The 26,774-nt window shown below is 71.1% G+C and carries 25 protein-coding genes and 1 pseudogene; 9 read left to right on the forward strand and 17 right to left on the reverse strand.

Annotated features, from left to right (window positions below; all coding sequences use genetic code 11):
* Positions 1-26 precede the first annotated feature (26 nt).
* The 5 genes from RBJ77_RS18315 to RBJ77_RS18335 all read right to left on the reverse strand — a co-directional run bounded on the left by RBJ77_RS18315 (position 27) and on the right by RBJ77_RS18335 (position 9,365).
* On the reverse strand, positions 27-4,910 hold the full coding sequence (locus RBJ77_RS18315; protein ID WP_372346010.1) for a DNA repair ATPase: 4,884 nt from the start codon (positions 4,908-4,910) through the stop codon (positions 27-29).
* A gap of 87 nt (positions 4,911-4,997) precedes the next feature.
* Entirely contained in the window at positions 4,998-7,046 is a 2,049-nt protein-coding gene (locus tag RBJ77_RS18320; protein ID WP_372346011.1) for a flotillin family protein, read from the reverse strand.
* Positions 7,047-7,150: 104 nt separating this feature from the next.
* Positions 7,151-7,567, reverse strand: coding sequence for a hypothetical protein (locus RBJ77_RS18325; RefSeq protein WP_372346012.1), 417 nt, complete (start codon positions 7,565-7,567; stop codon positions 7,151-7,153).
* Positions 7,568-7,874: 307 nt separating this feature from the next.
* Positions 7,875-8,639: a GNAT family N-acetyltransferase gene (locus tag RBJ77_RS18330; RefSeq protein ID WP_372346308.1), complete on the reverse strand. Its 765-nt coding sequence runs from the start codon at positions 8,637-8,639 to the stop codon at positions 7,875-7,877.
* A gap of 105 nt (positions 8,640-8,744) precedes the next feature.
* Positions 8,745-9,365: a sugar O-acetyltransferase gene (locus RBJ77_RS18335; RefSeq protein ID WP_372346013.1), complete on the reverse strand. Its 621-nt coding sequence runs from the start codon at positions 9,363-9,365 to the stop codon at positions 8,745-8,747.
* A gap of 223 nt (positions 9,366-9,588) precedes the next feature.
* Here RBJ77_RS18335 and RBJ77_RS18340 point away from each other — a divergent pair, with 223 nt between their 5' ends.
* Positions 9,589-10,050: a pyridoxamine 5'-phosphate oxidase family protein gene (locus RBJ77_RS18340; RefSeq protein ID WP_372346309.1), complete on the forward strand. Its 462-nt coding sequence runs from the start codon at positions 9,589-9,591 to the stop codon at positions 10,048-10,050.
* An 86-nt stretch (positions 10,051-10,136) separates the two neighbouring features.
* Here the strand turns inward: RBJ77_RS18340 and RBJ77_RS18345 are convergent, their stop codons facing one another.
* Positions 10,137-10,883, reverse strand: coding sequence for a cyclopropane-fatty-acyl-phospholipid synthase family protein (locus RBJ77_RS18345; RefSeq protein ID WP_372346014.1), 747 nt, complete (start codon positions 10,881-10,883; stop codon positions 10,137-10,139).
* Between the two features lie 194 nt (positions 10,884-11,077).
* Positions 11,078-11,578 carry a CGNR zinc finger domain-containing protein gene (locus tag RBJ77_RS18350; RefSeq protein ID WP_372346310.1) on the reverse strand — a complete coding sequence of 167 codons (501 nt, stop codon included), beginning with the start codon at positions 11,576-11,578 and terminating at the stop codon, positions 11,078-11,080.
* A 145-nt stretch (positions 11,579-11,723) separates the two neighbouring features.
* Between RBJ77_RS18350 and RBJ77_RS18355 the strand changes: the two genes are divergently transcribed.
* Entirely contained in the window at positions 11,724-12,599 is an 876-nt protein-coding gene (locus RBJ77_RS18355) for an alpha/beta fold hydrolase (RefSeq protein ID WP_372346015.1), read from the forward strand.
* An 80-nt stretch (positions 12,600-12,679) separates the two neighbouring features.
* Here the strand turns inward: RBJ77_RS18355 and RBJ77_RS18360 are convergent, their stop codons facing one another.
* On the reverse strand, positions 12,680-13,246 hold the full coding sequence (locus RBJ77_RS18360; RefSeq protein ID WP_372346016.1) for a TetR/AcrR family transcriptional regulator: 567 nt from the start codon (positions 13,244-13,246) through the stop codon (positions 12,680-12,682).
* Positions 13,247-13,397: 151 nt separating this feature from the next.
* Here RBJ77_RS18360 and RBJ77_RS18365 point away from each other — a divergent pair, with 151 nt between their 5' ends.
* Positions 13,398-13,757: a nuclear transport factor 2 family protein gene (locus RBJ77_RS18365; protein WP_372346017.1), complete on the forward strand. Its 360-nt coding sequence runs from the start codon at positions 13,398-13,400 to the stop codon at positions 13,755-13,757.
* A gap of 53 nt (positions 13,758-13,810) precedes the next feature.
* Here the strand turns inward: RBJ77_RS18365 and RBJ77_RS18370 are convergent, their stop codons facing one another.
* Positions 13,811-14,452, reverse strand: coding sequence for a hypothetical protein (locus RBJ77_RS18370; protein ID WP_372346018.1), 642 nt, complete (start codon positions 14,450-14,452; stop codon positions 13,811-13,813).
* Between the two features lie 27 nt (positions 14,453-14,479).
* Between RBJ77_RS18370 and RBJ77_RS18375 the strand changes: the two are divergent.
* A pseudogene (locus RBJ77_RS18375) lies at positions 14,480-14,997 on the forward strand (hypothetical protein); the annotation flags it as partial.
* A gap of 44 nt (positions 14,998-15,041) precedes the next feature.
* Here RBJ77_RS18375 and RBJ77_RS18380 read toward each other — a convergent pair.
* Positions 15,042-16,172, reverse strand: coding sequence for an FAD-dependent oxidoreductase (locus tag RBJ77_RS18380; RefSeq protein WP_372346019.1), 1,131 nt, complete (start codon positions 16,170-16,172; stop codon positions 15,042-15,044).
* A 53-nt stretch (positions 16,173-16,225) separates the two neighbouring features.
* Here RBJ77_RS18380 and RBJ77_RS18385 point away from each other — a divergent pair, with 53 nt between their 5' ends.
* Positions 16,226-16,921: a TetR/AcrR family transcriptional regulator gene (locus tag RBJ77_RS18385; protein WP_372346020.1), complete on the forward strand. Its 696-nt coding sequence runs from the start codon at positions 16,226-16,228 to the stop codon at positions 16,919-16,921.
* Positions 16,922-16,948: 27 nt separating this feature from the next.
* On the opposite strand, the gene RBJ77_RS18390 is transcribed toward RBJ77_RS18385, so the two are convergent.
* On the reverse strand, positions 16,949-18,994 hold the full coding sequence (locus RBJ77_RS18390; protein ID WP_372346021.1) for an acyltransferase family protein: 2,046 nt from the start codon (positions 18,992-18,994) through the stop codon (positions 16,949-16,951).
* A gap of 318 nt (positions 18,995-19,312) precedes the next feature.
* Here RBJ77_RS18390 and RBJ77_RS18395 point away from each other — a divergent pair, with 318 nt between their 5' ends.
* Both RBJ77_RS18395 and RBJ77_RS18400 read left to right on the forward strand, forming a co-directional pair.
* The gene (locus RBJ77_RS18395) at positions 19,313-20,056 is read left to right on the forward strand and encodes a hypothetical protein (RefSeq protein ID WP_372346022.1); all 744 of its coding nucleotides are present in this window, start codon (positions 19,313-19,315) and stop codon (positions 20,054-20,056) included.
* A gap of 190 nt (positions 20,057-20,246) precedes the next feature.
* Positions 20,247-20,672, forward strand: coding sequence for a hypothetical protein (locus RBJ77_RS18400; RefSeq protein WP_372346023.1), 426 nt, complete (start codon positions 20,247-20,249; stop codon positions 20,670-20,672).
* Between the two features lie 15 nt (positions 20,673-20,687).
* Here RBJ77_RS18400 and RBJ77_RS18405 read toward each other — a convergent pair whose 3' ends face one another.
* From RBJ77_RS18405 to RBJ77_RS18420, 4 genes are all read right to left on the reverse strand, one after another.
* A complete protein-coding gene (locus RBJ77_RS18405; protein WP_372346024.1) occupies positions 20,688-21,284 on the reverse strand; it encodes a gamma carbonic anhydrase family protein in 597 nt (198 codons plus the stop codon).
* Between the two features lie 46 nt (positions 21,285-21,330).
* A complete protein-coding gene (locus RBJ77_RS18410; RefSeq protein WP_255975880.1) occupies positions 21,331-22,146 on the reverse strand; it encodes an SAM-dependent methyltransferase in 816 nt (271 codons plus the stop codon).
* Positions 22,147-22,224: 78 nt separating this feature from the next.
* On the reverse strand, positions 22,225-22,443 hold the full coding sequence (locus RBJ77_RS18415; protein ID WP_305128255.1) for a DUF397 domain-containing protein: 219 nt from the start codon (positions 22,441-22,443) through the stop codon (positions 22,225-22,227).
* A 29-nt stretch (positions 22,444-22,472) separates the two neighbouring features.
* Positions 22,473-23,339 (reverse strand): helix-turn-helix domain-containing protein, encoded by an 867-nt coding sequence (locus RBJ77_RS18420; protein WP_372346025.1) that lies wholly within the window; start codon positions 23,337-23,339, stop codon positions 22,473-22,475.
* Between the two features lie 366 nt (positions 23,340-23,705).
* Between RBJ77_RS18420 and RBJ77_RS18425 the strand changes: the two genes are divergently transcribed.
* Entirely contained in the window at positions 23,706-24,086 is a 381-nt protein-coding gene (locus RBJ77_RS18425) for a hypothetical protein (protein ID WP_372346026.1), read from the forward strand.
* A gap of 23 nt (positions 24,087-24,109) precedes the next feature.
* On the forward strand, positions 24,110-25,003 hold the full coding sequence (locus RBJ77_RS18430) for a phosphorothioated DNA-binding restriction endonuclease (protein ID WP_372346027.1): 894 nt from the start codon (positions 24,110-24,112) through the stop codon (positions 25,001-25,003).
* 43 nt (positions 25,004-25,046) lie between these two features.
* On the opposite strand, the gene RBJ77_RS18435 is transcribed toward RBJ77_RS18430, so the two are convergent.
* The gene (locus RBJ77_RS18435) at positions 25,047-26,243 is read right to left on the reverse strand and encodes a serine hydrolase domain-containing protein (protein ID WP_372346028.1); all 1,197 of its coding nucleotides are present in this window, start codon (positions 26,241-26,243) and stop codon (positions 25,047-25,049) included.
* 239 nt (positions 26,244-26,482) lie between these two features.
* A complete protein-coding gene (locus RBJ77_RS18440; protein ID WP_372346029.1) occupies positions 26,483-26,773 on the reverse strand; it encodes a hypothetical protein in 291 nt (96 codons plus the stop codon).
* Position 26,774: the final 1 nt, after the last annotated feature.

Below are 26,774 nucleotides of genomic sequence, written 5' to 3' on the forward strand. Positions count from 1 at the left end.
TGCCGTATTCCGTCCTACCGGCGGTGTCACCGACCGGGCGGTGCCGCGTGCCGCGCCCGGTTCGGGTCGCCGGCTCGTGTGATGGCGTTCTCGATGGCGGCCGCACGGTCGGCGAGGAGGCCGAGGGCGGCGACGGCGCGGGCCGCCGGGTCGTCGTCGGCCGCGCCGAGTGCTTGGTGACGTATGTACGCGGCCTTCAGCTCGGCCCAGCGGTCGGTCTGCTCGGGCGTGAGGGTGGCGCGCAGTTCGGCCAGCTTGAGCAGGTTCGCCTCGGTGCCGGTGGTGAGGGTCTGGGCCTCGGCGCGGTAGTGGTCGTCGATGACGGCGTCGCGTTCCGCGTCGTCCATGGCCGGGTCGAGCCGTTGGGTGATCTTGTTCATGTTGCGGTAGGAGCCCTGGAGCCGGAAGGGCGGCTCGGTGCGGGTCGCGTCGGTCTGGGCGGCGGAGGCGATGTAGGCGGCGTTGACGGCCAGGACCGTGTCGCGGGCTGCGACGAGGTGCCGCAGGAGTGTCGTCACACGCGTCAACTCGCCTGCACTGTAAGGATGTTGGAGTGCGTCCGTGCGGGCGGCCGGATGGTCGGTGGCGAGTGCGACCAGGGTCTCGAGGTCGTGCCGGGTGCGGCCGGCGAGCGGGGCGAGGTCGGGGTGGGAGGTGAGGGCGTTCTCGACGAAACTGAGTGCGAACGCGTCCTGCTTGCCGGTGAGGACGTCACCGAGGTTCCACACGTCGGCCCGGTTGGCCAGCATGTCGGGCACGCGGAAGCGGGCGCCCGACTCCGTGTAGGGGTTGCCCGCCATGCACACCGCGAAGCGCTTGCCGCGCAGGTCGAAGGTGCGCGGGCGGCCGTCGACGACACCGTCGATGCGGCGGGTGGCGTCGCACAGCGGGATGAACCGCTGGAGGAACTCGGGCGAGGTGTGCTGGATGTCGTCCAGATAGAGGAGGGTGTTGTTGCCCGCGGCGAGCGCGAAGTTGACCTTCTCCACCTCACGGCGGGACGTCGCGTCGGGGGCTTGCGCCGGGTCGAGGGACGTCACCTGGTGGCCGAGCGCCGGACCGTCGACCTTGACCAGGAGCAGGCCGAGGCGTTGCGCGACGTACTCCATGAGGGTCGTCTTGCCGTAGCCGGGCGGGGAGACGAGCAGCAGCAGGCCGCCGGTGTCGGGGCGGCGGGTCTCGCCGGCGGTGCCGATCTGGCGGGCCAGGCTGTCGCCGACGAGGGGCAGGTACACCTCGTCCACGAGTCGGCCGCGGACGAAGGAGGACAGGGCGCGGGGCCGGCGTTCGTCGAGGCGCAGCCGGTCGCGTTCGGTGGCCATGAAGGCGGTGCGGCGGCGTTGGTAGGCGCGGTAGCCCGGTGCCCGTACGGTGCGGAACTCGTGGGTGCGGGCGAGGAGTTCGTCGATGCGGACGGTGAGCGTGCCGTCGCGGGCGATGCGTGGATGGGAGCCGAGGAGCCCTTCGACGGTGGTGGAGACGTCGGCGGTGTGCGGGTACCGGGGCAGGTGGGGGCAGAGCTCGGCGGCGACGGCTTCGGCCAGGTCGCCGTCGTCGAGGTCCTGGCCGCTGGAGGTGGCGTAGGCGGTGAGCCAGGCGTGGGTGAGCTGGCGGCGGGCGGCCAGGTCGTGGTGGAGGGCGGCGAGTCCGTCCGCGTACGCCGAACTGCCGGTGCTGTGGCGGAACTTGTCGAGGAAGGTCAGGGTGGTTTCGGGCAGGACGAAGCCGTCGGGGCCGGTGGTCAGCTCTTCGAAGAGGTAGGCGGCGGCCGGGCCGCCGATCGACATGCCGTCGTCGACGGTGTCCGCCATGGCGGCGGCGAGTTCCGCCTCCAGGTCGGCGATGGCCGGGGCGAGGCCGTAGGTGTCGCGGGCGCGGGCCAGTGACACGGCGCGCGCCGACCAGGCGTGCCGCGCGGCGTCGGTGGTGCCGTGCGCCCAGAAGACCTGGGCGGCGGCGCGGGCGGCCGGCCGGTGGCGCAGGACCCCGGCTTCCGCGTGCAGCCGGAGGAGGGCGGTGAGGATGAGGGTGGCGTCGTGGTCGTGGACGCCGCGTTCGTGGCCTTCGTCGTACGCGTCCTGCGCGGCGCGGCGGACGAGGTCCGCCAGGTCGTCGGCGGCGGCGAGCGCGGTCGTGCCGTGGTCGGCGAGGAGGCGGGCGGCGAGGTGCTCGCCGCGGTAGACCTCCGGCGTCTCCGAGGGCAGGTGCTGGTTCCAGTAGGGCCGGGTGTCGGCGAACGCGGGGTCGGTCACCGGGGCGCGGTAGTCGGTGCCGGTGAGCGCGCAGACGAGTCCGTCGCCGTCCGGGACCAGGGTCAGGTCGAGGGGCTGGGCGTTGACGGCGAAGCGGTGGCTGCCGAGCCGGATCGTGGTGCCGTCCGCGTCGTACAGGTCCGCGCGGTCGCGCAGTGCGCGGGTGGCTTCCTGGCGGGCGGCGACCAGGCGGGCGGCCAGGTCCTCGGCCCGTACCTGTTCGCCGAGTCCGCGCAGTTCGTCGGCGACGGAGCGGACCTTGGCGACCATCGGGTCGGACGTGAAGAAGACGGCGACGGCGTCCGCGTCGGGCAGGGTGCGGGCGCGCCGCGCGACGGTGTCCAGGACGCGTCCCGCGGAGGCGGCGAGCTGTTCGGTGCGGCGGGCGCGGGCGTCGGCGAGGGTCTGCTTGCGGCCTGCCAGCGCCTCGGTGATCTCGGCCTGGCGGACGTCGAGCTGCGCCAGGAAGTCGTCGTGCTCGGCGAACCGTGACTGCAGGTTCTCCAGGTGGACGAGCAGCCGCGCGAGCTGTTCGTCGCAGGCGTCGGGGGTGTCGGCGGCGGCGAGTGCCCCGGCGACCTGCTGTCCGAGCAGTGCCGTTTCCGCGGCGAAGGAGGCGCGTCCTTCCTGGTCCCGTAGTTCGCGGCGGCGGGTGTCGAGGAGGGCGCGGACCCGGTTGACGGCGCCGAGGGGTTCGGCGATGCGCTCCAGGACGGCCGTGCGCACGGTGGTGTCGGCGATGTCGAGTGCGCCGACGACGTCGGTCACCGTGCGCAGTCCGTCGGCGAGTTCGTCGAGCCGGGCGGCGACGTCGTCGGCCTGCGCGGTGGACGTCACCTCCGAGCAGGCGGAGGCCAGTTGTTCGGCGGCGGCGAGCTGTTCACTGAAGGCGGCGTCATGGGCCAGGAAGGTGACGGCGCGCTGCCCGAAGCGGTCGAGGTCGGCGGCTGCTTGCGCGGCGAGCGCGTCGATCCGCTCGACGTCGACATACCGCACGTCCTTGAGCGTCAGCAAGTGCCCCTGCGCGTGGCGGAGTTCGGTGAGTCCTTCCACCCACTCCCCCGCACCGCGCGGCCGTTCTCCGCGTAGCCGTCGCACCACCGCGGTGATGCGCGCGGCGGCCTCGTCCAGCTGCCGGGCGGCCTGCTCGGTGAGTTCGCGTACGGTGGCGAACTCGGTCACGATCTGCTCGGCGGTGGCCCGCATCCGCTCCAGGGGGACGCCCGGCTCGCCGAGTTCGGGGTCGAGCAGCCACGGGTGCGAGTCGCGCGCCCGGACGCATCCGGCGAGGAGTTCCGCGTAGCCCTCGCTGGTGGGTGTGGCGGCGGTGGCGGCCCGGGCGAGGGTCAGACAGGTGGAGATGGCGCGGACGAGGTCGGCGTTGCCGACGCGGGCGAGGGCTCCCTCCGCGACCGGCTGCGCGGCGGCGTACGTGTCGCTCACGAAGGGCGACACGTACCGCTGGACGGGGTGGACGCGGCCGGGTCCTTCGCTCTGCTCCGACCTGAGCAGGAACAGGGTGCCGTCGTCGAAGAGCGCGTGCCCGTGGCAGGTGAGGGGGGCGACGACCTCCTTGCGGATCACGTTGTACGGCAGCAGGAGGGTCCGTCCTGCGGCGCGGGCGTGGAAGACGTACAGCACGTCCTCGCCGTTGGGCGAGTGCGCGGTGCGCTCGTACGCGAGACCGGTGGTGTCGACGGCGTCGAACGTCTTGTGCTCGCCCGAGCTCAGGCAGTACCCGCCGGGGAAGACGACGCCCTGCTCGTCGGGGAGGACGCGGCAGCCCTGTCCGATGCCGTCGAGCCTGACGACGTCGTGGGTGAGGGTGAAGTAGACGAGGTAGCGATCGGCGCTCTCCTTGTAGGGGCGCACCCGCAGCAGGATCAGCGCGCCCACGCGCGCGTAGGCGACGTCGGCGTCCGCGAGGGACTGGAGGGGTTCGTCGACGGGTTCGCTGTGGATGCCCTCGGCGGTCTCGGTGTCGTCCTCGGTCTTCACCGTGAGGCTGCCGCCGACCGTGGAGACGTAGATCTCGCCGTCGATGCCGATGTGCGGGTGGCGGCCGAGGACGTGGTCGGCGCGGGTGGCCGGGGTCCAGTCGACGGCCCGGTCGGGTTCGGCGAGGTGGTCGCGTTCGCCGCGGGCGTCCAGGAACCGGGCGCTGCCGTCGACGGCGAGGGCCCAGCGCAGCACGCGGATGTCGCCGGTCTTGTCGCCGGTCTGGAACACGGCGAGCAACTTGCCGTCCTTCAGGCGGAGTTGCCGCAGGCGGGCGTCGGCGTAGTAGCGGTGCAGCGCGGCGAACTCGCGGACGAAGCCGGGGTCGTCGAGGAGTCCGGGGACGGCGTCGTCGGGCGCCGGGGCGAGGTCGCGGTCGTAGAGGGCGAACACCTCGTCGACGCGGCTGCGCGGCGCTCCGTCCGCGGCCGCGGTGGTGTATCCGACCAGGAGGTGTCCACCGACGGCGGCCAAATCGCCGGGCACGCAGGGCAGCTCGGTGCGCAGCCGTTCGGATCCGGCGAGGTCCAGTCGCGCCGAGGCGAACTCCTCGACGCGGCGGGCGTTCAACTCGTCGACTCTGCGGGCGAGTTCGGCGGCCTGCTGGGCGAGCCGGTCGCGCAGGACGTCGTACGTGCCCGCGTCCAGACCCGTTTCCATGTGCGGGATCCCTCTCCTCCTGGTGGGTGCGAGTTCGTGGCCGAGGCTCCCGACCCCCGTGCGGGGGCCCCGGCCGGTCCGGTGTGGTCAGCTGTGCGCGGCGCCGTTCAGCCCGGCCAGCGGCAGGTCGGCCAGCCCCAACTGACCCGCTTTGTCGAGGAGTTCACGGAGCTGCCCCGACTGCGCCCCGGCGCCGCCGTTCATGAGCTTCATCAGCAGCGCGGACACGGTGAGGTGCTGTACGTCGGAGGAGGAGACGGAGCCGAGGATCTTCGCCAGGTCCTCGGTGAAGTCCGCCGTGCCGTCCAGCCAGGGTCCCGCGAGAGCCTGGGCGGTCTGCGAGTTCTGCACGAAGCCGTCGACGCCCTTGCCGAGCGCGATGGAGGACACCAGGCGGTCGAAGAAGACGGACTCGCCGCCGACGATGCTGATGTCGGCGTTCTCCAGGCCGGTCGCGAGGACCGTGGCCTGCGCCTCGGCGACCTGCCGCTGCACGTCGATGCCGGCGAGCCGGATCTCCTTCTCGGCCTGCAGCCGCAGCCGGTACTCCTCGTGCCCGCGCGACGCCTCGTCCAGGGCCGCCATCGCGACGGCCTTCTGGTTGATTCCCTCGGCCTCCGCCTTGAGCTTCTCGCCGATCGCGGTCGCCTCCGCCAGAGCCTTGGCCCGGGCGCCCTCCGCCTCCGCGCGCAACCGCGCCTCGGTGGCCTCCGCCTCCGCGCGACCGGCCTTCTCGATGACCTCGGCCTCCTTGTCGCGCACCTGCACGTCGGCCAGGCCCGGCGCGGCCGACTCGGCCTGGATGCCGGCGGCGAGCTTCAGCTTCGCCTGCGCCTGCATGTCGGCCGCCTTCAACTCGGCTTCCGCCAGCGTGAGTTGTTCGGCCGCCAGATGGGTCGCGGCCTGCTCGGCGGCCTCCGCGGCCTTGATGTCCTTGACGAGCTTCTCCTGCGCCTGCGCCTCCGCCGCGATGATGACGGCCTGCCGGCCGCGCTCGGCCTCCTCGACCGCGCGCAGTTTCTTGATGGACTCCTCCTGCTCGGCGACCGTCCGGTCCACGGCGACACGTTCGCGCACGACCTCGGCGATCTCCCGCTTCTCCGCCTCGACCTCCTTGTCGGCGGCGATCTTCGTGAGCTGGGTCTCCCGCTCCCGCGCGATCACTTCGAGCAGCCGGTCCTTTTCGATCCGCTCGTTCTCGACCGCGATGACGCGCTCGCGGTTCTTCTGCGCGACGGCGACCTCGCGGGCCTGGTTCTCACGCTGCACGCCCAGCTTCTCCTCGGTGGCCAGGAACGCGCCCTGCGCCCGCAGCCGCTCCTCCTCCACCACCCGCGCCGTCTCGGCCTCCTCACGGGCCCGCACGGTGTCGATCTCGCGCTTCTGCTTGATCTCGGCGTCGGCCTGCCGACGCTCCAGCTCCAGGATCGTCTCGCGCGCATCGACGTTCTGCCGGGTGATCTCCTTCTCCTCGGTGCGCTGGAACTCGTTGGTGCGCACGTGCTCGATGGCCGTCAGCTCGGTGATCTTGCGTATGCCCTGGGCGTCCAGGACGTTGTGCGGGTCGAGCTGGGACAGCGGCGTCTGCTCCAGGTAGTCGATCGCCGCGTCCTCCAGGTGGTAGCCGTTCAGGTCGACGCCGATGACCTCGATGATCCGGTACCGCAGCTCCTCGCGCTTGGTGTACAGGTCGGTGAAGTCCAGTTGCTTGCCGACCGTCTTGAGCGCCTCGGAGAACTTCGCGTGGAACAGTTCCTGCAACGTCTTCTGGTCACTGGCCCGCTGGGTGCCGACGGCCTGCGCCACCTTGATGACGTCCGCGACGGTGTTGTTGACCTTGACGAAGAACGAGATGCGGATGTCCGCGCGGATGTTGTCCTTGCAGATCAGCCCGTCCCGCCCCGTCCGGGTGATCTCGATGGCCTTCACCGAGATGTCCATCACCTCGGCCTTGTGCAGCACCGGCAGCACGATCTGCCCGGTGAAGGTCACGTCGACCTTGCGCATCCTCGACACGATCAGCGCCTTGCCCTGCTCCACCTTCCGGAACAACCGGGTGAAGACGAGCACCAGCACGACGACGAGCAGGAGGACGGCGACGACGGACACGCCGAGGCCCACAGTGGTGGCATCCATGGTGAAATCCTTCGGATCCAGGGGCTGTTACCACCCCGGTGAAGAGGAAGGTTGAGCGGCGGCAGGGGAGGCCGGGAGCCGGCTCGCCCCGCTCGGGGAGGGCACTAGCCGGGGCGGCGCTCCGCCAGGCCGGGTTCGTCCGGCGCGTCAGGTTCGCCGGGCCACGGGTGACGGGACACCCCGCGCAGCGCACGCTCGGCGCCCCAGCCGATGGCCAACGAGGCGGCGAGCAGGACCAGTTCGAGGGTGGCCCGCAGCAGTCCGCCGAGTCCGGCCTCGGCACGTTCGATCAGTAGTTGCCCGACCGTGCTCGCCAGCCATCCGACGACGACCACCCGGGACACCGCGTTGGCGACGGGCACCCCGTCGAGGCCCACGGCCCGCAGGTCGACGTCCCTGTCGAACGCCTCTGCGTCCGCCACGCGGCACACGACGAGCCCCCAGAAGGCGACGACGGCTCCGAATGCGGCACTGAACAGGGCCGCGGGGAACGCGGTCGCGGCAGCGAGGAGTTCTCCCATTCCCGCCCCCTTTGTCTGCGCACCCCGGCTCCACCCTGATGCCGAGCCATGCTTCCGGAGCCCGGCACCAGGGCTTGGCCCCCGTTTCTGCCACGTCGATCCTGACGCACTCTTAGCGCCTTGCGCATTGCCGGGCACCGGCAATCTTTATGCCGTGTTGATGCCGGTCGCGCCACGCGGGTAGACGGGCGCCCCGCGCGAGCGGCACGTCCCCCGGCTCGCGTGGGGGCAGGCCACCATCAGCCTCGAACAGGCCGCGGTGCTCACGACCGCCATGGGCGTCAACGTCGCCTGAGACCAAGGCCGTTCAGGGATTGCAGGCGTGTTCGGTGAACCGGCCACAGGAACGGAATCCCAATCGGCGGTAGACGGGCTCGCCCTCTGCTGACGCCTGCAGGACCGCGATGCGGTGGCCCCCGTCGCGGGCCGCACGGAGTGCCGCGAGCGTGATGGCACCGCCGTAGCCACGCCGGCGATGGGCGGCCAGGGTCGAGATGTTGTAGACACCGGCGACGCCCGCGTGGAGGAACACTTCAGCGGAACAGACAGGCCGGCCGTCCACGTAGCCGACCAGGTACCGGGCCGGGCAGTGCGCGGCCAGCGCCGAAGGGGCGGCCCGGCCGAAGAAGCTGCGGACGGTTCCGGCCGGCGGGTCCCAGTTCGCGGCGAGCACCATGGCGTAGTCGGCGAGCTGTTCGGGCGTGGTCACCCGCTGGATGTCGAGTCCTTGGACGTCGGGCGACGGCAGGGTGGCGTCCAGCTCGGCCCACATCGCCGTCTCGCGTTCGGAGGCCGGGAGACCGGCCGATGTCAGGCGCGTGCTGAGGTCCGCCGGTGTCGAGGCGGGCCCCACCCACCAGGAGAAGTGACGGTTGGTGCGTGCCAGCGTCCGAACGGTCTCGGTGATGCGCGCCGTCGCGTCGGCATCCGTGAAACGAGCCGCGGCCACGATGTTGAACGTGTCGTCGTCCAGGCCGCTGTCGGCGACCACGAGATCATCGGCCTCGGTGACCGTCGCACCCGCCATGTTCCGGTGGAGGTGACCGGCATGCTCCGCCAGGTTCCGTTCCATCCTGTCCGTCAGGTCGGCCTCGTCAGGGAAATGCTCATCCATGGTGATCGAGCTCATCATGGCGCGGCGACGGCCGCATGTGATTTTGGGCCACCCGCCCCGCCGTCAGAAGGCCAGTCCCTCGGGCCCGGCGGCCGTGCGCGTGGTGAGGTCCTCGTCCGTGATGGGGCGGATGACCCGGCACGGGGTGCCCAGGGCGACCGTCATGGGCGGGATGCTGCGGCTGACCACGCTGCCGGCGCCGATGACCGACCCGTAGCCGATGCGCACTCCGGGCAGGACGACCACGTTGCTGCCGATCCACACCTTGTCCTCGATCACGATCGGCTCCGAGAACCGGCCGAAGTCGACACGGCGGTCGGGATGCACCGGATGCCCCGTCGTCGTCAGCGTCACGCTGGGCGCGATCATGACGCCGTCGCCTATCCGGATGTCCACGTCGTCGACGAACGTGAGGTTCACGTTCCCGAAGAAGTCGTCGCCGATGTGCACGTTGCTGCCGAACCCGGCGTGGAACGGCGGCAGCAGCACCGTCCGTTCACCGACCGAGCCGAGGATCGCGACCAGCAGCCGTCGGCGTTCCGCCTCTTCGCCGGGCGGCGTGTGGTTGTACGCGAAGATCTCGTCGGTGCGGCGCCGGGGATTCTGGAAGGCGGCCTCCGACTCGGTGTAGACCAGCCCCTTGGCGATCCGGGCCAGGACTTCTTCCTCGTGAGCATCCGTCACAGCTGAGCACTCCCCCACTCCGCCCCTCGGGCACCGACTCGGCGCGCGCTCCCGCCGACCGCGCGCGTCCAGAGCCTACGTGCATCGCGAACCCCCACCCCGGTCGGTCGTGGGACGTAGGACCGCAGCCCCATGTGCGGTGCGATCTTGCTGGCTAGCGTCAACACCCATGCAGAAGCCGACACCCATGCAGAAGCCGACACCCATGCAGAAGCCGACACCCATGCAGAAGCCGAAGACAGTTCAGCGCTCCGTCGCCGAACGCAAGCGCGAGACGCTGGACCGTCTCACCACGGATCGGGACGTCTGGGTGGCGACAGGGCATCCCGAGCACGGCCCCCACCAGGTCCCCTTGTGGTTCTCGTGGCACGGGCGAGCGGTGTGGGTGTGTACGGCGGCCACGTCCGCGACCGTGCGCAACGTTCGTGCGGAACCGCGGGTTCGCCTGTCGTTGCCTGACACCTTCGACGTGGTGCTGCTCCAGGGGAGGGCCGAGTGCTTCCCTGACACGGACGTGCCGGCGGAGGCGGCGGACGCGTTCGCCGCGAAGTTCGGCTGGGACCCGCGGACGGAGGACGATTCGTTCGTGTACGTGCGCGTGGCGCCGACCGTGGTCCGTGCCTGGCGGGGAGTGGCCGAGCTGCGCGGCAGGGTCATCATGCGGGACGGTGCCTGGGTGGAGTAGCCGCCGCCGTCCTGAACGGCGGCTCCCCCGACACCGCGCGGGTCCGGGCGGCGTGCGTGCTGCCCGGACCCGCGCCTGCCGACCCCTCAGCGGGCCATCAGGGCGAAGACTCCCCAGCCGAGGTACTCCCGCTGGTACCGCGTGTAGCGGGCGGGCTCGGTGGACAGCTCGGTCCGTACTTCGGCGGCCAGTTCGTCATCGGGATGGGCGTCGAGCCAGCGACGCAGGTTGAGCCACTGCGCCGCCTGGTACCGGTCCCAGCTGTCCTGGGAGGCCAGCACCATCTCCACGACGTCGTACCCGAGTTCACCGAACTGCTCGATCAGCTCCGGCAGCACGAGGAAGTCCTCCTTGCTGCCGGCGTGACAGGCCACCGCGGTCTCCTGGTCGGGCACGTCCCGACGCCAGTACGGCTCGCCGATGAGCATCAGGCCGCCGGGCCGGAGGCTCCTGGCCAGGAGTGCGGCGGTGCCCGCCACGCCGCCGCCGATCCAGGTGGCGCCGACGCACGCGGCGAGATCGACCGGCTCGTCCGCGACGTGGCCGGAGGCGTCGCCGTGGACGAAGGTGACGCGGTCGGCGACACCGAGTTCGGCGGCGCGGGCGCGCGCCTGCTCGGTGAACACCGTGCTGATGTCCACTCCGGTCCCGGTGACGCCGTGGTCACGGGCCCAGGTGCACAGCATCTCGCCCGACCCGCTGGCGAGGTCGAGCACGCGCGTCCCGGGGGCCAGGTGCAGAGCCTGGCCCAGGGCGGCGAGCTTCCCCGGGGTGAAGGGGTTGTGGATGCGGTGGCTACTTTCGCGAATGGTGAAGATGCGTGGAAGATCCACGAGGGGTGTTCCTCTGCTTCGATGCGGTCATGGTGTCGGTGGAGGACAGTCGACCGGAGTCGACCGCCGCTGCTCGGACCGTCATCGATGCACCTCGTTCTGAACGTACGGATCTTGAACCCGGCAAACATAGGCCTTTCGGGCCGCCGGAACCACCCGTTTTCCGGACCGGGACCATCCGCGACCGGAGCGGGTCAGTCGCGGGTGCGCTGGTAGTGGCGGCGCGCCTTCATCCGGTTGCCGCAGACCGCCATGGAGCACCAGCGGGCGGCGTTGCCCTTGCTGCGGTCGATGAGGAAGAGCCGGCAGTCGGGGTTGGCGCAGGACCTCAGCCGTCCGGGCATGGTCTCCTGCAGCTCCGCCCAGGTCAGGACCGCCTCCACAGCGATCCGGCGCTGTGCCGGTGCCTCCAGTTCCCAGGACACGCCTTGGTCCGAGAGGTCGGGCCGTAGCGCGACCTCGGTGAGCAGGTCGGCCAGCGACTGCGCGTGCTCCTCCTGACGGACCACGCGCTGCAGCACGTCGCGGGTGCGCGCGAGATGACGGCGCTCCTCCGCGCTGCCGGAGCCGCCGTGCGCGCGCTGCCACGCCTTCGCCTCGCCCGGATCGGCCAGGCGGTCCACGATCTCGCCGTCGACGACCGGCGTGCTGTTGAGGAGTTCCAGCAGCTGGTCCTGGCGCTCCCGTCCGACCACCTTCACTCGCCCTAACCCCATTCGTGTGCGTGAACGGTTACACGTGCACGGTACCCCAACGACCTTCCTAACTCCTAAAAGCATGTTGACAGGTTAGCCCGACAGGGTTCTACTGTAACCATCAAAGGCAACCAAAGGGGTTAGCATGACTACCGTTCACCACCGGTACGCGACCGTCCGGGGCCAGCGGATCTTCTACCGGGAAGCAGGGCCCCAGGACGCTCCGCACGTGGTGCTCCTGCACGGCTTCCCGACGAGCTCGTTCATGTTCCGCGACCTCATTCCGCGACTGGCCGAGCGCTATCACGTCATCGCCCCCGACCACCTCGGGTTCGGCTTCTCCGACGCGCCGGCCGCCGAGGACTTCTCGTACACCTTCGACGCCCTGGCCGAACTGACCGGCGACCTCCTCGACCAGCTCGGCGTCAGCAGGTACGCGATCTACGTGCAGGACTACGGCGCACCGATCGGCTGGCGCCTGGCCGTGAACCGCCCCGGCACGGTCACCGCGGTCATCACGCAGAACGGCAACGGGTACGACGACGGGTTCGTCGAACCGTTCTGGCAGAGCGTGTGGGACTACCAGCGCGAGCAGACCCCGGACACCGAGGCCGGCGTCCGCGAGGCCCTCACTCTGGAGGGCATCAAGTGGCAGTACGTGACCGGCGTCGCGGACGAGACCGTCGTCAGCCCCGACACCTGGGAGCACGACCACGCGCTCGTCTCCCGCCCCGGCAACGACGAGATACAGCTCGCCCTGTTCCGCGACTACGCCAACAACGCGCCCAAGTACCCGGCACTGCACGCCTACTTCCGCGAGCACCGGCCGCCGCTGCTCGCCGTGTGGGGCAAGAACGATCCCATCTTCGGCCCCGACGGAGCCCGCGCCTTCGCCCGCGACCTGCCCGACGCGGAGGTCCACCTCCTCGACGCAGGTCACTTCCTGCTGGAGAGCGACCTGGACGACGCGGCCCATCTGATCCTCGACTTCCTCGACCGCACGGTCGCGAAGCAGGACTGACGACGGCGCGCCACCTCGGAACCGCCCGCCACTGGAGCGGCATGACGCGGTCTCCGCCATCGCGGCGGAGACCGCGTCGGTCAACTCGGCTGCTCGGTAAGGGCTTTGACAGCAGGTCGGAGCAGGGCGGCGATGCGATCCGCGGGAACGTCACGGAGAGCGGCGAGGCCGAGGAACTGGTGGCCGATGGTGACGCCCAGCAACGTGGTGACGACCAGCGCTGCCCGCAGTTCGGGGTCCTCGTCCGCGGGCAGCGCCGCACCGACTCTCTCGATCTGCCGGCCGAGAGCGGCGCGGACGTGTTCAGCGGCCGTCTCGTCGGTGAGCATGGACCGGATCATGGCCACCGTGCCCTCGGGAAGGCCGCCGAGCTTGAGGCCCAGCGAGGCCAGCAGCTGATCGACGAGGCCGTCGGGGTCGGCGGCCCCCGTCGGCGCCGGGAACGCCTGCACCGCTTGGGTGAACAGCTCGCGCTTCGAGCCGAAGTACTGCATGACCAGCGCCGGATCGACGCCCGCCGCGGACGCCACGGCACGGATGGTGGTGCGCTCGAACCCCTTCTCGGCGAACAGGTCCCTGGCACTGCCGAGGATGCGCGCCTCGGTGGCCAGACGACGGTCGGCACGGGACTGGCGAGGACTGGTCACGCATTCACTCTACAGCCGTTGACCGAACCACCGGTTACTTCTACGCTCGTTGGGTCAACAAGCGTTGAGTGAAAATGGAGACGCCGTGTCATCTCGGAACGACTCAACAGCCAGGACCCCTCGCGAAGCGCTGGCCCTCTACCACCAGGCCATGCTCGACAAGTCCCCGGACGACCTCGCCGACCTCTACGCCGTGGACGCGATCCACGAATTCCCGTTCTCCTCCCCCGGGTTCCCCGAGCGCTACGAGGGACGCGAAGCCGTACGCACGGGATACCGGGCCGCCTGGGGCGCAAGTCCCGTACAGGTGAAGGAAGTCAGGACGGTCGCGGCCTACGAGACCGTCGATCCGGAGGTGATCGTCGCCGAGCACGTCGTGGTGGCGGCCATGCCTCCGCAAGACGCCACCTTCACCATCCCGGGCCTCCTGATCCTCCACGTCCGCGACGGTCTGATCACACGGGTCCGCGACTACATGGACGGACTCGGAGTCGCCAACGCGAGGGGGTGAGGGTCGGGGCGGCCGGGCAGCCGGGCAGCCGGGCAGCCGGGATCAAGAGTCGGTCAGCGGTGCAGGGTTCCCTGCGGACCGTGCCCGCTCCCGCGACGGGTGTCCCGGATCAGAACCTGACCGGGGCCTGCCGGCTTCGAGCAGTACGGACCGTGCAGGTCGAGACTCTCGTGGTCCGCAGGAAGAACGAAGTGCGGTCCGACGTACGCCCGGTCGAAGGCGAAGCGCACGCTCGTTCCGCTGCCGTGCGGTTGCGGTGGACGAAACTCCTGGGGAGCGGCGAGAGGCCGGATCCCGGTGTGGAGTTGGCGCCATCCTCGCCCCGCGCACCACATCTCGACGGTCACTTGTTCGCACATCGCGGCCGCGGCAGCCATCAGCCACCACTCGGGACCCAGCAGTGAGCCGAAGTATCCGAGGACAGGCCCCTTGTCCTCCCATGAGTGAGGCTGGTCCACGCACAGCGTGAAGCTGCTGTCGCTGGTGATCTCGACGAGACCACGCAGCGTGTGCTCGCCCGCAACCCTTGTCGCCGGATGAAGCACGTGGGTGGCCACCGCGCAGAGCACCTCGGTGGCGAACTGCGGTTCATCGGGGGCCACTCGGAAGAACATGCCAGGCCGTTTGCGAACAACGGCGTCGAATTCCAGGACCTCGATGTCGGCCGCGTCGTACGAATGGTCCACCACGGTCACACGCTATCCGCAGTCAGGATGCCTTCGCGCACGAGCGCCTACCGGCCCGGCGTGTACTGGCTGTCGGTGGCGCTGATCAGCGTCGTCGGCACACTCGTCAGCGACAACCTCACCGACGGCATCGGCGTGCCGCTGCCCATGAGCACGGCCGTCTTCGCCCTCGCTCTCGCCTGTGTCTTCACCGTCTGGTGTTCACGTTCGCGCTCGGCACCGCCGCGGGCGACCTGTTCGCGGAGCGGATGGACCTGGGCTACTGGCCATCGGCGCTGCTGTTCGCCCTGGCCATCGCCGTCGTCGCCCTGGCCCGCCGCACGCTCGACCTCGACGCGGTGTGGGGCTTCTGGATCGCCTACGTGCTGACCCGTCCGCTGGGTGCCTCCCTGGGCGACTATCTCTCCCGGGCGCACGGTGACGGCGGCCTGGGCCTCGGCACCGTCGTCACCAGCGTGCTGTTCCTCGCGGTCATCCTGGGCCTGGTGGTGTTCTTGACGCTCACTCACAAGGACGTCACGGAGGAGAGGCGGCAGGAAGCGCACGCTCGGTAGGCGGCACGAGGCCGCAGCCGTGCCGGCCGTGGCGCGCCCGGCCGTCACGACGGCTGCACCTCGTCGAACAGGGCGATGGCCTCGGCGGGGTCCGGGCTCACGAGGCGTTCCAGGCCGGCCGTCGTGAGCCTCGACCACTTGTCGGCCCGGGCCCACATCCGTTCCTCGAAGGCACGGACCGCCACGTCCAGGTCCGCGGGACCGGTGGTGGCGATGGACTCCGCGAGTTCGGCGCCTTCCAGCATCGCGAGGTTCGCACCCGCCCCCAACGGCGGCATCAGATGGGCCGCGTCGCCCAGGAGCGTCACTCCGGGGACATGGGTCCAGGTGTGGGAGACGGGCAGGACGTGGAGGGGGCGGTGGACGAAGGCGGTGCCGCGGCGGATGAGGTCGAGGACGGGATCGGCCCAGCCGTCGAACAGGGCCAGCAGGCTCGCGCGTACGTCCTCGGGGTCGGCCGGGTCCAGGTCCGTGTGCCGGTCGAGGGGCGCACGGAACTGGGCGTACACCTTGACGTGGCCGCCGCTGTTGCGCTGGGCGACCAGGCCCCGGTTCACGCCGTAGACGGCGAGGGAGCCGTCCCCGACCAGCCGCGCGAGGTCGGGGTGGCGGGTGTCGACGTCGTCCAGGGACGTCTCGACATAGGTGACGCCGGTGTAGTGCGGCGTCACCGGCGAGACGGCCCGGCGGGTCCGTGACCAGGCGCCGTCCGCGCCGACGACGAGGTCGTACGTCTCCTGCCGGCCGTCCGCGAACCGCACCAGCACGCCGTCCCCGGCCGCTCCCGGCACCACCTGCGTCACGCCCCGCCCCCACTGGACGTCGAGCGGACCGAGCAGCAGGTCGCGGAGCTGCCCGCGGTCGATCTCCGGGTTGGCCCGCTCGTCCGGCCGGGCCGGCCAGTCGCGCAGCACGGTGCCGTCGGTGTCCAGGATCCGCATGGCCTGCCCCTCCGGGCGGGACAGCGCCTCGAACTCCGCCAGCAGCCCCGCCTTGTCGAGCGCCAGCTGGCCCAGCTCCCTGCGCAGGTCCAGCGTGCCGCCCGGAGGGCGGGCGTCGCGGGCGGGATCGCGTTCGAGGACGGTGACGTCGACGGAGTAATCATGGCGAAGGAGGACGCGGGCGAAGGTGAGGCCGGCCGGTCCGCCTCCGACCACTGCAATGCGGTGTCTCATGGCGATACACTGTATTGAGTCGAGGCGGCGTATCGCAACGGTACGGTGTTGACATGACTGTTTGGGATCGGCCGGAACCGCCGACGCGCCCCGCGCCGCTCGACCGCGAGCGGATCGTCGCCGCCGCCGTCGCGCTGGCCGACGAGGGCGGCCTGACGGCCGTGTCGCTGCGGAAGGTCGCCGCCCGGCTGAACGCCGGGCCGATGCGGCTGTACGGATTCATCTCGACCAAGGAGGAGCTGTTCGACCTCATGGTGGACGAGGTGCAGGGCGAGCTGCTCCCCGAGGAGCCGCCCGCCGACTGGCGGGCGGCGCTGAGCTCGCTCGCCCACCGGACCCGGCAGGCCGCCCTCCGCCACGAATGGCTGGCCGACCTGCTCGGCGGACGACCGGCCCTGGGGCCGAACGGTCTGGCCGTCGCCGAGACCACCCTGTCGTCACTCGTCGGCGTCACCGACATCGACTCCGCCATGCGCGCCGTGGAGACCGTCAGCGCCTACTCGACCGGTGCGATCCGCCGGGAGATCGCGAACCTGCGGGCCGAGCGCGCCACGGGCCTGTCCCAGCACGACTGGCAGCGCGCCTCCGGTCCGCACCTGACGCGCATGCTGGCCACGGGCCGTTTCCCGGCGCTGGCCAAGCTCGTGCACGACGGCTCGGACGTGGACGCCGAGACGTCCTTCGCGACCGGTCTCGACTGGGTCCTCGACGCCGTGGCCGCCAAGCTCGCGCCACCGCCACGGACCTGACGTCCCCTCAGCCCAAGCGCACTCGACTCACCCTCCCAAGACCTTGAACCGCCGCGACAGTTCGGCCCCGATGACCGGGGCGACGGCTCGTGCGTACGCCTCCGCCATGTGTCCGTCGTCGCGGTAGACGAGCGTGTCGGCGACCACCACCGGGCAGACCGTGGGCGTGCACAGCCAGCGGGTCGGGTCGACGACCGTGGCGCCGGTCGTCGCGGCGGCGGAGCGGGCCGCGCGCGTCCTGGCCGGGTCCTTCGCCGCCCGGCCGGGACTCGTCGTACACCTCGTCAGGTCCAGCGGGTGCGTCCCGGCGCAGTCCACCGCGTCCGACTCCGGCCAGGGCGTGTCGAGGAGCGCCGCCACCTCGGCCCCGGCCGCGCGGATGGCCCGGTAGGTCCGCTCGAATCCCGCCGTCCACTGCCGTTCCGCTCCCCCGGCCTCCGGGTGTGCGAGGTCTCCGGCGTCGGACGACGAGGCGATCACCAGGTCGGGCCGCAGCGCGGCGATCCGGGCCAGCGCCTTCGAGCGCCAGACGTCGCAGGAGGTGTACGGCCGGCCGTCGGTGACGATCGTGACGTCGGCGACCTTGCAGGATGCCTTGGTCAGGGAGACGAGCCGCCAGTGCCGCTCGCGGGCGAGCCGTTCGAGGGCGGGGAACCACTGGGCGGCGTGCGAGTCGCCGAACAGCACGACCGTGGTGGCCGCGCCCCGATCGCCGTAGACGCACGACGGCACGGCGACCGAGCCGAGGTTCACGTGGCAGCCGTCGCGGTAGACGGCGGATCTGTTCGCCTTGATGTCGGTGAGGCGCGGCGACAAGTTGCCGGGGATGGTGTCGTTCGGTTCGGCCAGCAGCTGGTTCAGGCGCGCCTGCGGGTCCGGCGCCCGGTCGAGCGTCGCGGCCAGCGCGGGGGCCGGGCGGCCGGAGTCGATCGCGGGCGGGAAGAGCGTCGCGACGAGCGCGAGACCGACGGCGCCGGCCGTCAGTCCGGCGCCGAGTCCGAGTGCCCGGCGCGGCCGGTCGTGGAAGGCCGTGCCGAACCGCAGCGGGTTCTCCACGAGCCGGAGCGTCAGCCAGGCCGGCAGCAGGGCGCACGCGGACACCGCGAGCGCGGTCCACGCACCGGCCGTCGGCCGGTCCAGGGCGACGGGCGCGATGACGAGCAGCGGCCAGTGCCACAGGTACCAGCCGTACGAGAGGCCGCCCACGAAGGTCAACGGCCTCTGCTGCAACAGGAGTTCACCGCCGCAGCGAGTCGGGACGCAACCGCCGCCGAGCACCATCGCCGCACCCACGACCGGGACGAGCGCCGCGTACCCGGGGAAGGGGGTCGCGTCGTCGAACACCAGCGCCGCCCCGACCACCGCCGCGAGCCCCGCCCAGGACAGCGCCCCGGCGAGCAGCGGAGGCATCCGCCGCAGCCGGTGCGCGGACAGCGCGAGCAACGCCCCCACTCCCAGTTCCCACGCCCGGGTGTGCGAGCCGAAGTAGGCCCAGGAGGGCGACGGTCCCGTCGTGCGGACGCTCAGGGCGAACGAGACCACGACGAGGGCCGCGGCGATCAGGAACGGCACGCCCCGCGCCGCGAATGCGAACGCGGGCTTCCCCGATCCTCGCCCCCGGAGCCGCCCGGCGAGCAGATAACCGCAGGCCAGCACCAACGGCCACACCACGTAGAACTGTTCCTCGACGGCCAGCGACCAGAAGTGCTGGAACGGCGACGGCGGGGCGGTCGCCTGCAGATAGTCGGTGCCGGTCACGGCGAGGCGGATGTTGACCGCGTACAGGCTGCTGGCGATCGCGTCACCCACGTAGGCGTCGAAGCGCGCCTTGGAGAGGTAGAAGTACGCCCCGGCGAGCGTGAGCACGCCGACGAGGGTCGACGCCGGCAGCAGGCGCAGGGCGCGCCGGCCGTAGAAGCGGGCCACGCGGATGCGGCCCGTGCGCGCCAGTTCTCGGCGGAGCAGCGACGTGATGAGGAATCCAGATATGACGAAGAAGACGTCGACGCCTATGTAGCCGCCCCGGAAGTGCCGTATCCCGGCGTGGGCGAGCACCACGAGGGTGACCGCCACCGCCCGCAGCCCCTGGATGTCCGCCCGTCGGCCCGGCGCCGGTGGACGCTCCGCCGCTCTCGGCCTCGGCAGGTGTCGTCCAGGCCGTCGCAGGGGTGGTGCTTGGGTCACGGCGGTTCATCTTCCTCACGGGTCACAGGTCGCGCGGTGCGCGGGTGCACTCGTGGGACGGGTGCGGAGGCCCGACAGTTGCGGCCCGCCAAAGGAGTTCCACCGGTCCCCGATCCCGCGTGACCTGCGGCTCACCTGCCGTTGGGCCCGGGTTCACGCACGGCCTCGGAATCCCGATCCGCCGTCGGCGCGTGCGACGATGCCGGCATGCTGGAGGAGATCGACGCAGTCGACTGGGCCTCGCTGCCGGGCCGTCCCGACCGGTACGAACCGGCGGTCGTCGTCCGTGGCTTGAAGGCCCTGGCCGAGGCGGTGGACCTGAGGCAGGTGGCCGAGGCCCGCTCGCGGCTCGCCGACCGCGGGATCCTTCACGGTCACAGTGCCGCCGCGTTTCCGGCGGCCGCGGTCGCCGCCCCGCTGCTCCTGGACATCGCGCAGCACGGGCCTCCGGTGGCACGGGGCACCGCGCTGGGGCTGCTGGGCGAGGCCCTGGACTGCTACCCGCATGCCGGGTACACCCGGGTCACGGATCACGACGGCATCGCGGTTCCGCTGTGCTGCGCCATCGCCCACCATCTGCGGGTCCGCCGCGCCTTCCTCGTCGGCCTCGGCAAGGCGGGCAGGTCCTTGCTGGCCGACGCGGACACGCACTGGCGCTTCGAGGTCCGCGAGTGCGTCGCCGACAGCGGCGACGCGGTGGCCTTCGGCATCCTGGCCGGCCGTCTTCCCGACGGCGTGCACGAGGCGGAGACGCATCGCGCGGGCGTCATCGCCGGGTTGAGCGAGGTCACCGTCGAGTACCCGCTCGCGGCAGGCTCGCCCGAATCCGAATCCGAAGCCGAAGTCGAATCCGAAGCCGAGGCGTGTCTGCGGGTCACCGGTCGCCAACCGGCCGAACTGCCGCCGGGCACCGTGCTGCTCCCGGCGGATTGCGGGGATCGCGTGCACTGACGAGCCTCGCCGGGCCGCCGGATCGCCGGGTCGCCAAGTCGCCAGGTCGCCGGAGGCAATGAGACCAGCCTCGGGGCGCCGCGGGCTGACACCGCCTCCACGGCGCCCACCCGCATGTCACTCCCGACATCTCGCGCATATCGTCATATATTGCGTGAATTCCATTGCCACCCGACGTACGGGAGACTCAATGAATTCCGCCCTGACGCGCACTGCCGGTCTCGGCCTCGGTCTGCTGATGTGCACCGCACCGCTGGCCACCGCGGCAGTCGCGACCGCGTCAACCACCGCCCCTCACGCCGCAGTCGGCGGCGTACAGCAGGCCGCGGAGAAGACGGCTCCCCGTCCGACCCTGTCCGCGAAGGCCACGGTGAAGTCCGCGAAGGCCTGGCAGGAGTTCCGCGTCTACGGCTCGTCCACCCGCATGGCGGCCGGCACCCGCGTCACGCTGCAGCAGTTGCAGCGCAAGGGCTGGGTCAGTCTGCCGATCCACATGAACACCACCCGCAGCCACGCCTACAACCTGCGCGTCAAGCTCGGCATCAAGGGCCTCAACAAGATCCGCATGGTCGGTGGCGGTGCCGTCTCCAACACCGTTCAGGTCACCATCCGCTGACCCGGTCGGGACGGGTCACTCGGGCAGGGGCCGGTCGTCCCGGTGAGCGCCGTAGAAGTCGGTCTGGCGGGCCATGACGGTGCGCATGGACGTGCCCCGCGGTACGCCCTGGACGGTGCCGGGGAAGTCCAGGCCCTCCTGCACCGCCCACAACTCGGCGTGCTGGTCAGGGGAGAAGAGCTGTGCCGGGTCACCGGCCGCGATCCAGCCGATGGGCACCACGGTGTCCGGGGGCAGCGTGGAGTTCACGTGGAGGACGCTGTTGATCCGCAACTCCGAGCGGGTCCCCGCCACCGCCCCGGGGAACATCGACACCCCGGTGGCCACGAAGACCTCGTCCTCGACGCGCGCCCCGTTGACGTGGGCGTGCGGCCCGATGAGCACCGCGTCCCCGAGCACGGCCGGATGATTCGCCCTGCCCCGCACCAGGGCGTTCTCCATCACCACCACGTCCCGGCCGGCCCGCACCTCGCCGTCCTCCGCCGTGAGGACGGCACCGTGCAGCACCCGCGCACGCTCGCCCAGCACCACCGCGCCGCACAGCACGGCCGACGGAGCCACATAGGCGGATGCAGGGACCACTGGCCGCTTCCCGCGGTGCTCGATCAACATGCCGATGAGCCTAGACCAGGCACCCCCGGAGGGCTGGAGCGCGACGTCAGCGCTTGATGCCGACGCCCGCCAACAGACTGATCTGGGCGTCCGTGGGCTCCGATCCGTCGGAGGAACCCGCGGGCCGCCAGCGGTGGCAGCAGACGATGCCGGGATCGATCAGATCGAGCCCGTCGAAGAAGCGGCTCACGTCGTCGTGCGAGCGGAACTGCACCGGAGAACCGGACTTGGTGTAGACCTCCGCGACCTTGTTCCACGTGACGGGGTCGAAGTCGGGGGTGCAGTGGTTCATGGCGAGGGCACTGCCCACCGGAAGCGGGTCGAGCAGCCGCTTGATGATGGCGTACGGGTCGTGCGGGTCGGTGATGAAGTGCATGAGGGCGTTCAGGGAGAGGGCGACGGGCTGGTCGAAGTCCAGGACCTCCGCGTCCTCCACCGCGGCCATCAGGGAATCGGGGTCCGTGACGTCGGCCTCGACATAGGCCGTGCGGCCCTGCGTCGTGCTGCGCATGAGGCGCTCGGCGTACTTGAGGACGAGCGGGTCGTTGTCCGCGTACACGACGCGGGCGTCGACGGCGACGGACTGCGCGACCTGGTGCAGGTTCGGTTCGGTCGGGATGCCCGTGCCGATGTCGAGCCACTGGCGGATGCCGTGCTCCTGGGCCAGGACGCGGGTGGCCCGGTGCATGAACGCCCGGTTCTCGCGGGCGGTCACGTAGATGCCGGGGTGGGCCTGGGCGGCGACCAGCGCGGCTTCCTTGTCGATCTCGAAGTGGTCCTTGCCGCCGAGGAAGTAGTCGTACATCCGGGCCGAGTGCGCCTTGCTCGTGTCGAGATCCCGGCCGGCCTGCCTGCTGGTCAATGTTCTCCCTTTCCTGCGTGTGTCGGTCGGCCCGCGGGCCGGGTGAGGGACCGGGTCCTCGTCCCTCGTGCCGCCGGTTCAGCCGGCGGCCAAGTGGTCGGCCAGGCCTTCCTTGACGCCGCGGACGAACGCGGCGATCTCTTCCGGTGCGTAGATCAGCGCCGGTCCGGCCGGGTCGGTCGACTGCCGCACGGCCACGCGGCCGTCGGCGAGTCTCTTCGTCTCGACGCACTGCCCGCCGTTCGGCCCGCTCCAAGGGCGCTCCCAGCCGTGCTCCCCGAGATCACGGGCCGGCATCCCGTTGTAGACGCCCTCGTCGGTGATCGTCACGAGTACTCCTTGCGCATGCGGTTCAAGAGCGCCCTGCTGTCCTCGGACGACGTGAGCAGAGCCATACGGGAATGTGCCTCCAGGTGAGCGACGACGTCCGCGCGCTGGTCCAAGTAGACCGAGGCGGACAGGAGTTCGCTGTAGACGATGTCGGGCAGCTCGGGCTCCTCGAACCGGAAGTACGTGAAGGGAGCGCATGCACCGACGTGCGCGCCCGCCGCGAACGGCACGATGTCCACGCTGATGTGCGGGAGTTCGGACATCTCCAGGAGGCACTCGATCTGCTCGCGCATCACGTCGGGGCTGCCCACCATCCGGTGCAGGACTGCCTCCTCCATGACCACCCAGAGCGTCGGCGCGTCCTCCTTCTCCAGCAGGCTCCGGCGGCGCATGCGCAGCTCCACGCGGCGCGCGACCTCCTCCTCGCTGCCGTTCGGCAGGCCGCCGCGCAGGACGGCGTGCGCGTACTCGGGAGTCTGCAGGAGTCCGGTGACGTACTGGGGTTCATACGTACGCAGGGTCTTGGCGCCGGTCTCCAGGCTGACGTAGGCCGTGAACCAGCTGGGCACGACGTCCCGGTAGGAGTGCCACCAGCCCGGCTCGTTGGCCTGCTCGGCCAGGTCGACGAACTCGTCGATCTCCTGGCGGTCCGCACCGTAGGTCTCCAGGAGCTTCTCGACATAGAGAGGCTTCAGGGCGACCTCGGCCTTCTCCAGCCGGCGGATCGTCAGGGTCTTCACGCGCAGAGCTTTCGCCGCGTCCTCCAGCGAGGCGCCGACGCCCAGTCGCATGTCCTGCAGCCGACGGCCGAGGATCATGCGCAGGACTGTCGGCGCACTGGTGCCGGAACGGGCTTCACTCACGCCCAACCTCCTGAGGGTTCATCAACAACACCATTCTGGCAGTGACTTGATGTCGACGCCATGGTGATACCCGCCCTGCTGAAATTATCAGGGAGTCGGTTGCAGCGTGAGTGCGATCACGCGCATAGTTGCAACATGAGCGGTCACGTCACAGCTCTGACGCAGCATCCGGCCCGGGAGGGACGCACGATGCCGACGCGTTCGTCGGCATGGTCTCCGGCCCGAGCCGACCACGACCCCCGCCCCCACGGCGGCGGCCCACCTCGCCCTGCGGCGCACACCGCCGTCGGCACCGCACCGCCCCGACGCGTCCCCCTTCGCGCGACAGACACACCCCGCTCGTCGGCCCACTCACAGAAGGCACCCATGACCCCCCACGGTGAACTCGCCTCTCCCGTCGTGCTGTACGTATGCGCCGACCGAGCACCGGGCGCACCCGGTCAAGCCACGCAGTGCGCGCAGACGGAAGGGCGCGCGTTCGCCCAGGAGCGCGGGCTGACGATCTCCGAGATCGTCACCGACACGTACGGCGAGCCGGACCCGGCCGAGCGCCGGGGCTGGCGACGGGTGCGACAGCTGGTGCAGACGGGCCACGTCACCGCGGTACTCGTCCGCTGGCCCAGCGCGATCGCCCCGGAGTCCGCCCACGAACTCCGCCACCGGGAGACCGCCTGGCTCCGCGATCACGGGGTGCGGGTCCGGTACACGTGGGCGCCGTTGTCGTCCCGGAGCGGCGAGGCCCGGTGATCCCGTCGCTATGATCACCGGCCATGGACTGGCTCGAGCGCACCACGAAGCTACGGCAGTGGACCCGCAGCGGGACGCGCGCGCCGCACAAGCCCTTGCTGCTCCTGTACGCCCTCGGCCGGTTCCAGGAGGACGCCGACGGGGAGCTGCCGTTCAGCGCGGTGGAGGATGACCTCCGGCGATTGCTGACCGAGTACGGTCCGCCGCACAGGACGACCCCCGCCTATCCCTTCCACCACCTGGTCAGCGACGGCGTCTGGGAAGTGCGCACCGCCCGCGGACCGGGCAGTCCCGGAACGGGCCTCCGGGAACTGCGGGAGTCGGGAGCCACCGGACGGCTCGCGCCGGATCTCCGGACCGATCTGAGGCGTGACCCGGATCTGTTGCACCGCATGGCCAGGTCACTGCTCGACCTGCACTTCCCTCCCTCGCTCCACAGCGAACTGTGCGAAGCCGTCGGCCTGGACCTGGAGTCGGCCGAGACCGAGAGGCTCTTCGCCGCCCGGCAGCGGCGTGACCGGCGGATGCGCGAACTGGTCCTGACCGCCTACGAGTTCCAGTGCGCCTTCTGCGGCTACGACGGCCGGATCGGCGCGGTGTCCGTCGGGCTGGAAGCCGCGCACGTGCACTGGTGGGCCTTCGGCGGACCGGATCGCGTGGACAACGGGCTGTGCCTGTGCTCGCTGCACCACAAGCTCTTCGACAAGGGCGTCCTCGGAGTCGGCGACGACCACCGCGTCCTGGTCTCACAGAGCTTCGTCGGCCACAGCGCGGCAGCCCGCGCGCAGGTCACAGCGCTCGCGGGCCGTCCGCTCACCGGTCCCCAGCCGGGCGCCCGCCGCGTCGCCGACGACCACCGCGCCTGGCACTTCAGCGAGGTCTTCCGCGGCGAACCACGCCCGTCCGTACCGGCCTGACGATCCGCAAGGGCGCTCCCAACAGCTCTGGCTACGGGGGCTCCTAGCGCCGGTCCTGGCAGAGCGCCGTCTCGATGGCTGCCTTCATGTCGTCGTCCTGTGCGTCCGTGCCGCCCGGGTCGACGGTCGCCATCACCGTGGCCTGCCTTCCGTCGGCCGTGACACCGCCGGCGCTCTGGAAGCCGAAGACGTCACCACCGTGGCCCCAGTACCGGCCGCCGCAGGGCAGCTTGTTGCTCTCCAGGCCGAGGCCGTACCGCCGGCCCTTGTCGCCGGTGCGCTCGGTCGTCATCATCTGCCGCAGTTCGGCCGGGTACAGCAGCTCGCCGCCGACGAGGGCGTCCAGGAAGTGGTTGAGATCGCCCGCACTGGAGATCATCTCGCCTGAGGCTCCCGCGACGGACGGGTTGAACTCGGTGAAGTCCACGAGCGGGGCGTCCTTGCCGGGGCGCACGTATCCGCGCGGGTGCGTGCCCTCGATCTCCGCAACGTCGCCGGGCAGGGACGTCCGGCTCAGGTTCAGCGGTTCGATGATGCGCCGGCGGATCTCGTCGCCGTAGGGGTGGCCGGTGACCTTCTCGATGAGCATGCCGACCAGCAGGTAGTTGGTGTTCGAGTAGTCCCAGCCCTTGCCGGGCTCGAACGTGCGGGGCGCGGCCAGCGCGAGGTTCACCAGGTCGCGGGGGTCGTGGTGGGCGAACGGGTCCTTGAGGATCTCCGCCGGGGAGAGCAGGTCGAGGTAGTCGGGCAGGCCGCTGGTGTGCTGGAGCAGCTGCCGGACGGTGATCTTGCTGTCTTTGTTGCCGTCGCCGTCACGCATGAGGTCGGGCAGGTAGCGCGCCGCGGGTGCGTCCAGGACGACGCGCTGTTCCCGCACCAGCTGGAGCACGACCGTGGCCACGAACGGCTTGGTCATGCTGCCGATCCGGAACCTGCTGTCGCGGTCCACCGGGGCCTGGCTCTGCACGTCCGCGACACCGCTGGTGAGCACCGTGGTGCCGCCGTGCCGGTCCCCCGTCTGGAGGAGCGCTCCGGGCGCCCCGTCGACCGTCGTCAACCGGTCCATGATCGCCTGTAGTCGGGCGTGGCCGCCGGTGGGGGCGGAACGGGCGGAGGCCGGCCGGTCCGTGGTCGCGGCGCTCGCGACGCCGTCCGGCAGCGCGCCCGCCACGACGCCGACCGCCACGGCCGCCGTGAGTGCCCCGCCCATGGTCCGCTTGGTCCGCTCGTACTTGCTCACGTGATGCTCCTTCGCCGCTGCCAGGACCACCGCGACATGCGGAGACCCGATACGGGGGCCGTGCGCATCCCCGCCCTGTGCCTGCGGTTCAGCATGTCCGAGCGGGAGGGGCGCTGCGATGGGGTGATCAACCGGACCGGCGGTGGGGCTAACCCCCGGGACGACCCTCTGGTGCGGCCCCGCGGCAGTGCCGGCCCGCGTGCGTCGTCAATGGCGCCGTGGCGCCGCGGTCCCGGCACTCACATCGGGAGCGTGGAACTGTCTGCGACGGCGGCGAGCAACTCGTAGGGAAACTCCCGGTCGGCCTGACCGATCGTCAGCCCGAGTCGGCGACCGGCCGACGGCACCTGCCACAGCTGCAGGCGCCCGGCCACCCTGCACAGGGACGCCAGCGGCTCGGGCGCCTCGTCGGTGTCCTGGCCGTCCGGATCGTCGACGATCAACGCATCGACGATCGACAACTGCTCCTCGGTGGAACCTGCGGATCGGGGCCGGGTGCTCGACATGGCCGAAGTGCAGGTCTGCCCCACC

This window comes from Streptomyces sp. KL116D, assembly GCF_030766975.1.
In the GTDB taxonomy this organism is placed as follows: domain Bacteria; phylum Actinomycetota; class Actinomycetes; order Streptomycetales; family Streptomycetaceae; genus Streptomyces; species Streptomyces longispororuber_A.